11 protein-coding genes are annotated in these 10,539 nt (G+C 59.3%); 2 read left to right on the top strand and 9 right to left on the bottom strand.

The genetic code is table 11. The features are described from left to right. Window positions 1–345: 345 nt before the first annotated feature. On the top strand, window positions 346–585 hold the full coding sequence (locus tag AC13C8_RS01270) for a hypothetical protein (protein ID WP_204318811.1): 240 nt from the start codon (window positions 346–348) through the stop codon (window positions 583–585). 124 nt (window positions 586–709) lie between these two features. Further along, window positions 710–967, top strand: coding sequence for a helix-turn-helix domain-containing protein (locus AC13C8_RS01265; protein ID WP_028284972.1), 258 nt, complete (start codon window positions 710–712; stop codon window positions 965–967). An 895-nt stretch (window positions 968–1,862) separates the two neighbouring features. Here AC13C8_RS01265 and hypB read toward each other — a convergent pair. Genes hypB through AC13C8_RS01220 form a run of 9 tightly spaced genes read right to left on the bottom strand, consistent with a single transcriptional unit; the run spans window position 1,863 to window position 10,537 of the window. After that, complete coding sequence (hypB, locus tag AC13C8_RS01260) at window positions 1,863–2,693, bottom strand: hydrogenase nickel incorporation protein HypB (protein ID WP_482846117.1); 831 nt, start codon at window positions 2,691–2,693, stop codon at window positions 1,863–1,865. After that, window positions 2,694–2,936 carry a hydrogenase maturation nickel metallochaperone HypA gene (locus tag AC13C8_RS01255; protein ID WP_230802378.1) on the bottom strand — a complete coding sequence of 81 codons (243 nt, stop codon included), beginning with the start codon at window positions 2,934–2,936 and terminating at the stop codon, window positions 2,694–2,696. It lies immediately after the preceding gene. Further along, the gene (locus AC13C8_RS01250) at window positions 2,936–3,628 is read right to left on the bottom strand and encodes a sulfite exporter TauE/SafE family protein (protein WP_482846116.1); all 693 of its coding nucleotides are present in this window, start codon (window positions 3,626–3,628) and stop codon (window positions 2,936–2,938) included. Before AC13C8_RS01250 ends, AC13C8_RS01255 begins: the two co-directional genes overlap by 1 nt. 59 nt (window positions 3,629–3,687) lie before the next feature. Continuing rightward, window positions 3,688–4,734, bottom strand: a complete 1,047-nt coding sequence (hypE, locus tag AC13C8_RS01245) for a hydrogenase expression/formation protein HypE (RefSeq protein ID WP_230802380.1) — start codon at window positions 4,732–4,734, stop codon at window positions 3,688–3,690. After that, window positions 4,731–5,870 (bottom strand): hydrogenase formation protein HypD, encoded by a 1,140-nt coding sequence (gene hypD / locus AC13C8_RS01240; RefSeq protein WP_230802381.1) that lies wholly within the window; start codon window positions 5,868–5,870, stop codon window positions 4,731–4,733. Before hypD ends, hypE begins: the two co-directional genes overlap by 4 nt. Beyond that, complete coding sequence (locus tag AC13C8_RS01235; protein WP_230802382.1) at window positions 5,867–6,160, bottom strand: HypC/HybG/HupF family hydrogenase formation chaperone; 294 nt, start codon at window positions 6,158–6,160, stop codon at window positions 5,867–5,869. The genes hypD and AC13C8_RS01235 overlap by 4 nt, the downstream gene beginning before the upstream one ends. Then, the gene (gene hypF / locus AC13C8_RS01230) at window positions 6,151–8,496 is read right to left on the bottom strand and encodes a carbamoyltransferase HypF (protein WP_230802383.1); all 2,346 of its coding nucleotides are present in this window, start codon (window positions 8,494–8,496) and stop codon (window positions 6,151–6,153) included. The genes AC13C8_RS01235 and hypF overlap by 10 nt, the downstream gene beginning before the upstream one ends. After that, the gene (locus AC13C8_RS01225) at window positions 8,493–9,671 is read right to left on the bottom strand and encodes an NHL repeat-containing protein (protein ID WP_230802384.1); all 1,179 of its coding nucleotides are present in this window, start codon (window positions 9,669–9,671) and stop codon (window positions 8,493–8,495) included. Before AC13C8_RS01225 ends, hypF begins: the two co-directional genes overlap by 4 nt. Then, complete coding sequence (locus AC13C8_RS01220) at window positions 9,668–10,537, bottom strand: NifU family protein (RefSeq protein ID WP_230802385.1); 870 nt, start codon at window positions 10,535–10,537, stop codon at window positions 9,668–9,670. Before AC13C8_RS01220 ends, AC13C8_RS01225 begins: the two co-directional genes overlap by 4 nt. Window positions 10,538–10,539: the final 2 nt, after the last annotated feature.

Genomic DNA, 10,539 nt, shown 5'->3' with positions numbered 1-10,539 from the left:
TAGCTGGGGCCTTTCTTATGTGCCGACTCCTGGCACAGGATTTCTGCGCTATAGCCGCTTTCCACGAGCTCGCGGAACCTGGCTTCCGTAACCACATTTGGTGCTTCGATGTCCCAGTTCATGGCCCGGCTCACGCTTTCTCCAATGGCGCAATCCCGGGCATTCCTACTTGAAGCCCAGAGTTACGATAGTATATTATTAATCGCAAGATATATTGCGACAGATACGGCTGTATCTCGGTTACACAAACACTAGGCACGGCCAATGGAGTCTATCAAGGAAAATAGGGGTTTCAGAAACCTGTGGTTGAGCCGGTGGGTGAAGATACAGGCTGTGGCCTTGCTGATGCTCGCTCCGGTCGCAAGCGAGGCCGGGTCATGCCTCGCCCCGGTCCAGCCGTTCGTTCCAAGCGATTCGCAGGCCGCTCGGGATTATGCCGACATCATCCGACGGGACTTTGAGGTCTACATAACGGACATTCAGGACTACTTCCGCTGCCTCGAGCAGGAGCGCGCGCGCGCCTTCGAAGAAGCCCGCGAAGTCAGTCAGGACTACGGTCGGTTTCTGGAACTGGTGGGGGATTGATGGGCGATTGGGTGTGCATCAGACTTGCAGCCCATGGAAACCAGACGCCGGTAACACCCTCAAATATCTACTTTTTAGATAACAGATTTCATCCGCTAGCGACGTCACAAAAGGTATGTGACGCGTGGCAAAGACAATCAGAACAAATGGCCAGTTGGCGCTCGTCCGTGCGTTGGTTGATGCACGTCAGAATGCGGGTCTCAGCCAGCAGCAGTTGGCGGCGAAGCTCAAACGCCACCAGTCGTTTGTGGCACGTCTCGAAAGCGGCGAGCGTCGTATCGACGTCGTGGAGTTTACAGTTCTGGCGAGGGTTATCGGCTTTGATAAAGATGAAGTCCTGTCGATTGTCGAAGCCGCCACGGAGCCCGACCACAGGATATGAAGCCAATGAATTGTTGAGAACGCGGAAACCCATTTTCCCGGTCTGATGATCATTCCCTCATCGAGGACCAGGTAGCCAAAATCAACGAAGTCCGGCGCGCGGTCGTAGTGAACGCTCTGCAACCCCACGCCGCAATTCGCAGCGCCACAGTGCAGGAAGTCAGTAAACAGTGAACGATGATAGGGGTGAGGGCGTCGCGATCGCCAATCTGATCGGGACCGATGGGTGCAGTGTTGTTGGTTGGGTTTATCGTTGGAGTACAGGCTCACATGCGGTGATGTGGGACGTCCAAGGGCCCCAGCCGGTATCGAAAACCCGGCCGGATATAAGTGACGAACAGAAGCAAGAAATCGACTTCGATGCGCTCACGCGGATTCGAAAAAGTGACAGTGGATAGGATTCTCACGCAGCCGCCAGTTCATATTGATGGAAAGGGTCTGCGAGCGTACCGGTCATTTGAGCTGATGGCAGCGAAGGTCTCGAAGGAGCCCATTGCGGAAGTGTCAATTCTTTGCTGCGTGTGCTCGTGGCGCGAAAAATGCTGCACGGGCAAAACATCTTGTGCGGTCGCGCAGCGGGAGAACCGGTCATTCGTAAGGACCAATGCAAGCAGCAGGGGTCGAATTCAAGGCGTGCCACACAAAAGACCGTTAAGACTACCTGAAAATTGGAACATCGGCAGGGTTTGTAGAAGCGCGTAGGTACACTCGCAGAAGTGGTGCTCCAGGCTCATGGAAAAAACCGCCGAGGTGGACAGGTCTCAATTCGAGAATCCATTCGCGGCCGGGTGATGATCTACTTTTTGACACAGGATGATGCGGAGCACCTCACGATACACGTGTGGGTCTGACAGCGGTGACCAGACGAGCGAAATAACTCACTGATCTGCTCAACCTCAGGCTTTCAATTCGGCCAGGTTCGAACACCATGCATCCATGCCATCCCCCGTTCGGGCCGAGAGGCAGAAGATTTTCACTCCCGGATTAACTTCCAGAATATTGCGCCTGCACATTTCCTCGTCAAAATCCACATGCGGCGCCAGGTCCATCTTGTTGATCACAACCCATTCCACAGCACGGAACATGTGTGGGTATTTGATTGGCTTGTCTTCACCTTCCGTCGTTGAAATCACTGCGATTTTCATCTTCTCGCCCAGATCGAACATGGCCGGACACACCAGATTCCCCACATTCTCGATCATCAGGATTGACCCGGTTTGGGGATCCAGCGACTTGACCGCCGACGCGATCATATCCGCTTCCAGATGGCACCCGGCACCGGTGTTGATCTGGACGGCCCGGGCTCCGGCATCGCGGATGCGGTCGGCGTCATTCGACGTCATCTGATCACCTTCGATCACCGCGATGTCGACCGCGCCCTTCATGCGCTTGATCGTCTCTTCGAGCAATGTCGTTTTGCCGGACCCCGGTGAAGAGACGATATTCAGGGCGATGACGCCGCGCCCTTCGAACCAGCCGCGGTTGCGGGTCGCGATTTCGTTGTTTTTTCCCAGGATTGCGGTTTCCAGAGAAATAACCTCGCCGCCCGGACCGTGCACATGCGGCTCATCATGACCGTGGTGATGGTCGTCATGAGGATGCGCGTGATCATGATCATGTCCATGGTCATGCGCATGATCCTCTCTCAACAGAACTTTGAATCCCGTTTCAGGATCGGTCATCGAGACTTCGTTTGCAGGGTCGGCACAGCCGCATACGCCACACATTTATGCTTCCTCCAAAAATTCCAACTCGCGGACAGTGAATGTGTCCTTGTCCGCATCAATAAAACCCAAAGACACCCCGGCAATCGCAGTGCTTTCGGTCACCAGATCCCAGCAAAACGCCAAAGCGCCACGCTCCACGCAAGCCTGTGGGCCAATGGCCACGCGGACCTCCTTGAGCCTTCGCCCTTTGGCTTTTTCTTCTGCGATACCCGCGATGCTGCGGGCCAGACCGAGTTCATGCATCAGCCCACTCCCCAGGCCACTGGTCCGGTTTCCCACATGATCGACAGGCCGATGGCGACAACGATAGCGGCAATGGACATCTGCACGGCGGTATGAAGGCCTTTTGCGATTTTTGGCGCCTGGAGCACCGGCCAACCGACAACGACGGACAGGGCTGCCATGCCAAGAGCGGACCCAAGCCCGACCAGGCCGACATATCCGACAGCCAGCCAGGGGTCGCCGGTCGTGGAGACCGCCAGCACGATGAGCCCAGACGACCCGGCCGCGCCGTGCAGCAGACCAATGACAAGGGCTTTTAGGGGAAAACGTTCGGGGTGTTCGTGGGCATGCGCGCTTTGGGAATGGTCGGCCACATCGGATGCGTGACTGTGCACGTGCAGGTGCCGACCCTGTCCCTCATGTTGATGGACGTGATAGTGCAGCCTGTCCTTGCGAAACCTGTGCACGACCTGTGCCCCGAGGAATACCAGCATGACGCCAACAGCAAATTCCAGCCCCGCCGCGCGCTGCTCACTGAGGACAAGGCTGAAGACTATCACGCCGATGGACATGACCAGCAACGTCGCCGTGTGGCCCAAGCCCCAGACCGCGCCCCGCAACAGGAGTTTGTTCTTTCCTCCGTTGCTGAGCGTACTGACTGCTGCCAAATGATCTGCTTCGAGGGCGTGAACCATGCCAATCAGAAAACCCAAAAGCAGAAACCCAGACGATGACGACGCATCAAGAAATGTAAGATTTTCCAGTAAGGCCATTAGCAAATCCTCGGAAGTTGTTCGCCGACGAGCATGTCGACGATGCGCAAGCCACCAAAGACGGTCTTCATCACAACCGTTCGGGGATGTTGGGTGGTGGCCTTGCCGATGATCACGGCCTGACGGCCCGCATCGGTGGCGCGCATTGCGGACAACGCAGCGTGAGCCTGTTCTTCGGGGACGAAGATCACCAATGTGCCTTCATTCGCCAGATAAAGGGGATCCAATCCCAGAATTTCGCACACGCCTTTGACCTCGGTGCGTAACGGCAGGACGTCTTCACCAATCTCAATGCCGACACCCGCCGCATCTGCGATTTCGTTCAAGGCTGAGGCCAGTCCGCCGCGTGTCGCATCCCGTGCAACCCGCGTGCCCGGTGCGGCGGTCAGAATGGCCTCCATCAGGTGATTGAGCGGCTGACAATCCGAGGGGATTTCGGTGCTGAGCGCCATATCGCCACGCGCGGCGAGGATCGCGGCACCGTGATCGCCCAGCACGCCGTTGACGATAGCAACATCGCCCGGCTGCACGGTTTCGGCCAACAGATCACGGCCCGGCTCAATCACGCCGATGCCGGATGTGGTGATGAAAACGCCGTCACCCGATCCTTTGCCGACCACCTTTGTGTCACCTGTCACGATAGAGACGCCCGCATCGTCTGCCGCTTTTTGCATCGACGCAGCGATCCGGCGCAGCGTCGAAATCTCGACACCTTCCTCAATGATGAAGGCCGCTGACAGCCACAGTGGCTTCGCGCCGCCGACGGCCAAATCGTTCACAGTGCCGCAGACGGCGATCTTACCTATGTCGCCACCGGGAAACTCCATCGGCGATACCACGAACCCGTCCGTGGTAAAGGCCAGCCTCGCTCCGGGTACGGTGACAGCCTCAGTCATCAACCGTGCCTGATCTTCCATGCCGGGCGGACGGAAGACGGACGTGAACACATCCTCGATCAGGTCTCGCATCGCCTTGCCGCCCCCGCCATGGGCCATCGTCACCTTGTCGGCAACAACACGTCTGGGCTGGCGGTCCATCGCGTTCATTCTGCCGGCTCCAGATCAAGGCCGCCATATTGGTAATAGGCCGCGCAGGCCCCTTCCGAGCTGACCATCAACGCCCCCAGCGGCATTTCCGGCGTACACCCCTTGCCGAATTGCGGGCAGGCGTGGGGCTTGATCCGGCCGGTCATGACGTCGCCGCAGGCGCAACCTTCCTGTTCTTCTGTGAACGATGTGTTGCGCCCATAGCCGATGTTGAATTTCACTTCAGCATCGAAGGCTTTGTACCGGTCGCGAATGCGCAGCCCGCTGGCATCGATCTCGCCCAAACCGCGCCATTCGAAGGTGGGGCGCGGCTCATAAACCTTTTCACAAGCCGCTATGGACACTGGATTTCCCTCATTGGGAACGATACGCGAATACTGGTTTTCCACCTCGGCGCGGCCATCGCGAATTTGTTCCAGCACCATCAAAACCGATTGCAACAAGTCCAGCGGCTCGAACCCCGCTACTACGATGGGTTTGCCATAATCGCGCGCGATGAACTGGTAAGGTTCGGTGCCGATCACCATCGACACGTGGCCGGGGCCGACAAAACCATCCAAAATCATATGCGGGTCATCCAGCAGTGCCTTGATGGGGGGCGGCACGGTGATGTGGTTGCAAAAGATCGTGAAATTCGTGAGCCCGTCGGCATCAGCCTGCAGGATCGAAAGCGCGGTCGACGGTGTGGTCGTCTCAAACCCAAGGCCGAAGAACACAACTTCGCGGTCGGGGTTGCGGCGCGCCAATTCCAGCGCGTCCAGCGGCGAATAGACCATGCGAATGTCGGCCCCATCGGCCTTGGCCTGGATCAGGGATTTCTTCGTGCCTGGCACACGCATCGCGTCGCCGAAGGTGGTAAAGATCACCTTGGGATCTTCGGCGATCTGCACGCATTCATCCACCCGGCTCATTGGCAGCACGCAAACCGGGCAGCCAGGGCCGTGAATAAACTCCAGCCCCTTAGGGGTAAGTTTGTCCAACCCATAGCGGAAGATCGCATGGGTGTGCCCGCCACAGACTTCCATGATGTGAACGGGCTTTTCCTTCGTCGCGCCGATCTCTTGCGTGACGCGTTCTATGGCCGCAAGGACCCCTTTGGCCGCAACTGGATCGCGGAATTCATCTGCATACTTCATGATGCGTCCGCCAGCATCGTCGCACTGGCCCGCATCGCCTCTATCTCTTCCTGCGCTTCTCCAAGCTCGCGCAAGACCTCCAACGTCAGCACCGCTTCCTCTTCGTTGATCTTGCTCATGGCAAAACCGACATGGATCAGGGTCCATGTGCCGATCAGATCCTCCAACGGATCGTCACCCGCGATACAGGCCACGTTGACCTCGCGTTTCACGCCCGAGATATCGACCATGGCGAGCTTGCGGGTCGCATCCGAAATTTCGGTAATTTGCCCTGGAATTCCTAGGCACATCTTGCGTCCTCCCCTTGTGTGTTTGCCAGGGCGATCACGGCTTGCCCCAGTGAAATACCGCCGTCATTCGCCGGATAGTCGGAATGGCTCAGAACGGTCAGACCAGCGCTTTCCAAGCCGCGGTGGACCAGCTCAAAAAGCGTTGCGTTTTGAAAACAGCCGCCCGACAGGGCGACAGTGTCGATAGTCGTGTCTTTGGTCAGCCGTATCGCCATTTCGACGACGGAGCGTGCCAACCCGCGGTGGAACCTTGCCGACATCGTGCCAACGGGTGTTTTTAGCACCAGATCGCCCAGCATCGCCCGCCAAACGGCCAATGGCTCGATGTATGGAATTCCCTTGCCGCCCATCAGCGGGATTGAAAACGGATAGGCCAGATCCTCCGGTTCGTTCAGGGCATCCGGGTCAAGCGCAGCCTCAAACAGGATCGCGGCCTCGCCCTCATAATTCTGCCGGTCCCAGGCGATGCCGGAAATCGCAGCGGCGGCATCGAATAACCGACCACAGGAAGACGCGAGCGGCGTGTTCGTACCGGCCTTGATCATCGCGTCCAGCGTGTCGCGGGGCAGGTCCTGCATGCGGTTGAAGATCTCAAGGTCAGAGAAATTCATTGCAAACTCGCCCCAGCCCATTTCGGCCATCAGATGGGCATAGGCATTGCGCCAAGGCTCGCGCACAGCAGCCGTTCCGCCGGGCAGTGCAACTGGCTTCAGACAACCAACCCGACGATACCCATGGTAGTCGCAGATCAGGAATTCACCGCCCCAGATCGTGCCGTCATCCCCCAGGCCCGTGCCGTCCAGCGCAATCCCAAGCGCGTGTCCAGCGGACAAAGGCCGACCATTTTCAGCTAGACAAGAGGCGATATGCGCATGGTGGTGCTGTACCTCGATCACCGGGCGTTCGCCTGCCATCTGGAAACCGCGCTGCGTGGACAGGTATTGCGGGTGCTGATCGACGGCGATGACGTCTGGGGCATGATCAAAGAGGTTTTCGTAAAGGCCCAGATTGCGTGTCACATCATCGTTCGTAGCCACATCCTCCAGATCGCCCATATGCTGGGAGACGATCGCGCGTCCGTCCTTGATCAGGCAGAACGTGTTCTTCTGTTCCGCGCCGAGCGCCAGCACCTCTGCGGAGGTCGAAAACCCGGCCGGCAATTCGAGCCCTTGGGGCGCGTATCCGCGCGCCCGGCGCAACAAGCGGGGACGGCCAAGGTCAACGCGCACAACACTGTCGTCGATCCGGTTGGCGATGTCGCGGTTATGTAGACAGGCGAAATCAGCTATATCGGCGAGACGGTCGCGGGTTTCCTGATTGTCAATGCATTGCGGCTGACCCGATGGGTTGCCGCTGGTCATGATCACCGGACGCCCGATGCGCCGCAGGATCATGTGATAGAACGGCGTATAGGGCAGCATCACGCCCAGCCGGTCCAGGCCCGGCGCAATCTCATCGGGCAAGCTGTTCGGCTTGGCCTTGAGCAGCAAAATCGGCGCTTGCGGGCTGGACAGCAGGTCGGCTTCGACATCCGAAACCTCGCAATACGCGCGCACCACATCCAGATCGCGCGCCATCAGCGCAAAGGCTTTGCCTACCCGCGATTTGCGCTTGCGCAATTCGGCCACGGCGTTGGCATTGGTGGCATCGCACGCCAGATGCACACCGCCCAGACCCCGGATCGCCACGATATGACCGTTCATGATCATCCCGCCGGTTGCATCAACGTCATCGAGCATCGAAAACGCTTCGAGATTCACCGCGCCCTTGCCAAGTTTCTCGATCCAGATATTCGGTCCGCACCGGCCACAGGCCACAGGTTGCGCGTGAAAGCGGCGATCCAGCGGATCAGAGTATTCTGCCGCGCAGGGCGGGCACAGATCAAACGGGGCCATCGTTGTCTTGGCGCGGTCATAAGGGGCGGCCTTTACGATGGAAAAACGCGGCCCGCAATTGGTGCAATTGGCAAAGGGGTAGCGATAGCGCCGCTCAAACGGATTGCGGATTTCCTCCAGGCAATCGGCGCAGGTCGCGGCATCCGGCGTGACGCTGCCACGCATCTCTCCTTCCTGCGACGCGGAGATTTCAAACCCGCAGGGGGGCGGGTCGGTCAGTGGCGTGACATCCAGCCGTTCGATACGGGCTAGTGGCGGCAACGCGCTGTGAAGCTTGTCGGGAAAGGCCGCAACATGAGCCCCCCAAAGCTGGATCACAACCCCTTCGCCCGTGTTCTTCACATCGCCCGTCAGGCCCATTTCATGCGCCAACCGCCAGACGGTCGGGCGAAAACCAACGCCCTGAACCTGCCCGGAAACAGTGAAGCGCACGCCGGTCATGTCGCTGCGTCCCAGATCAGAATGCGGTTGTTGCCGCTGTCGGCCACCGCCACTGTCGACCCCAGGGAGGACAGGCCATAGGGCCAACACACCGTATCGCGTTCGGCGATGCCCCAGCGGTTGTCGCCCTTTGCCGCAAAATCAGGCTGCGCTGTCAGCCGGTCCGCGTGGGCGGCCATACCTGTATCCTCAAATCCCAAGAGCCGCGAATTAGCCGTGTCAGCCACCACCAACGTCGCCCCAAGCGTCGCCAGCGCATAGGGCATATTCATCGCTTGAGACGTGGGATAATAGGACGCCATATTGTGGTCGCAGGCGCTCATATCCGCCTGTCCCAGCACGGTATCGCATGGGGTGCCGTTCCGCTTGGGGAGTGCATCCCAGATCATCACCCGATTGTTGCCAGCGTCCGCAACAGCCAGCCCGTCTTTCCAGACAATGGCCATATGCGGCCAGCGCATCGAGGCGTCGGACACCGCCTCGCCCGCGTTTTCATCCCGGCAGGTGAAGTCACGCTGCCCCAGAACCAGATCCGCCGGTTGGCCCGTGGTTTGCGGATCATCCCAGATCAGCACACGGCGGTTTCCGGTGTCGCACACGATCAGCCGGTCGCCATTCGACGACACGCCGTAGGGCCAGTGCATCGTATCGGCCCGCGCGTGCGACAGGCCCACATTTGCCAGTGCACTGCCCGCGTCGGGCTGCCCCAGAACAATGTCGGCGCCGTGTTCGGGGCCGGCTGGCGTTTCGCGCCAGATCAGCACGCGGTGGTTCCACGGGTCGGCTACCGCCAATCCGCCGCGAAAGGCCGTGATGCCGGTCGGGACATTCACGGTGTTCGCAGCCACGAGGCCCTTTGCGTTGCGGCCTTCGCGGCCAAAGTCGGGCTGGCCCAAAAGTATATCGGCAGGGGTGTCATCCCGGGTCGGAACCGTCTTCCACCCCAGCACCCGGTGATGCCCAGTATCGGATACCCAGAGAGAGCCGTCAGGATGCAGGCAGACGCCACGCGGCCCGAACATCAGGTGGGGCGCAGGGGTGATCGCCTGAACCAGCGAACCACCATCGCTGCCTAAAACAACCCGCGCGCCCTGCGTGCCCAACAAGGGCGCACCGGGGGTTATGGTGCCGGGCGCCTTCTGCGGACTGAACGATCGGGACAGCGAGACTTTCACGCGATAATCCTCACTTCGATATTGGGCCCTTTGACCCGCACGGCATGGGGCTGCAATTGCACCTCGGGCGCGGTCAGGCATTCGCCACTCTCGAGCGCATATCGAAACCCGTGATGCGGGCAGGACAGGATCGTCTCGGCGATATCGCCATGGGTCATCTCAAGGCCCATATGCGCGCAGGCGTTTTTGAAACAGCTCACCTTGTCGGCAAAGCGGCTGATGATCACCGAATGATTGTCAATGTTGAGAAATCGCGTTTCGCCATCGGCCAGATCATCCAGCGGCAGGGCTATGGTCCATTCGCTGTCGCCGTAATTGGCAAAGGGCGAAGTGAACTGCACCCCGTCCGACCCACCGCCACCCAGACCCTTGGCCTGTTTGACTTCGGTGATTTCGGGAACATGGTCCTGAATGGCCTTTTTGACTCCCGCATAAAACGTCAATTGCGAGGCAGGGCATCCATCGCACGCGCCCAGAAACCGGATTTCGGCGCGGTTGCCTTCGACCGACGCAACCTCGGCATCGCCGCCATGGCTAGCCAGGCTCGGGCGCACCGTTTCCAATGCCGCCTCGACCCGTTCATATAGCGATGGTCGCAGTATCCCGTGGCGGCGCAGCACGGCGTAAACCACCTCGTCGCGGGCCGCCTCTTTCAAGGCGCTTCCAAATTCGGGGCGGTCCTTGAGAGCGCCGATCAACCGTCGGAACGCTTCCTTGTTCAATGCATCAACGGCTTCGGCCCGGGCATGCGCACCGCGGCGGGCCGCCTCATCCCAGCCATCTGCCAGCATTTCAAGCGCCTTCAGATCTCCGATCAGGCGATCCAGTGTCGGCTCTTCGCCGTCAAGAGATGACGCATCAGGCATCG

This window comes from Aliiroseovarius sp. B-4 (assembly GCF_056857795.1).
Note: the sequence above shows the minus strand (reverse complement) of the source record. Positions and strands in the feature narration are given on the sequence as shown.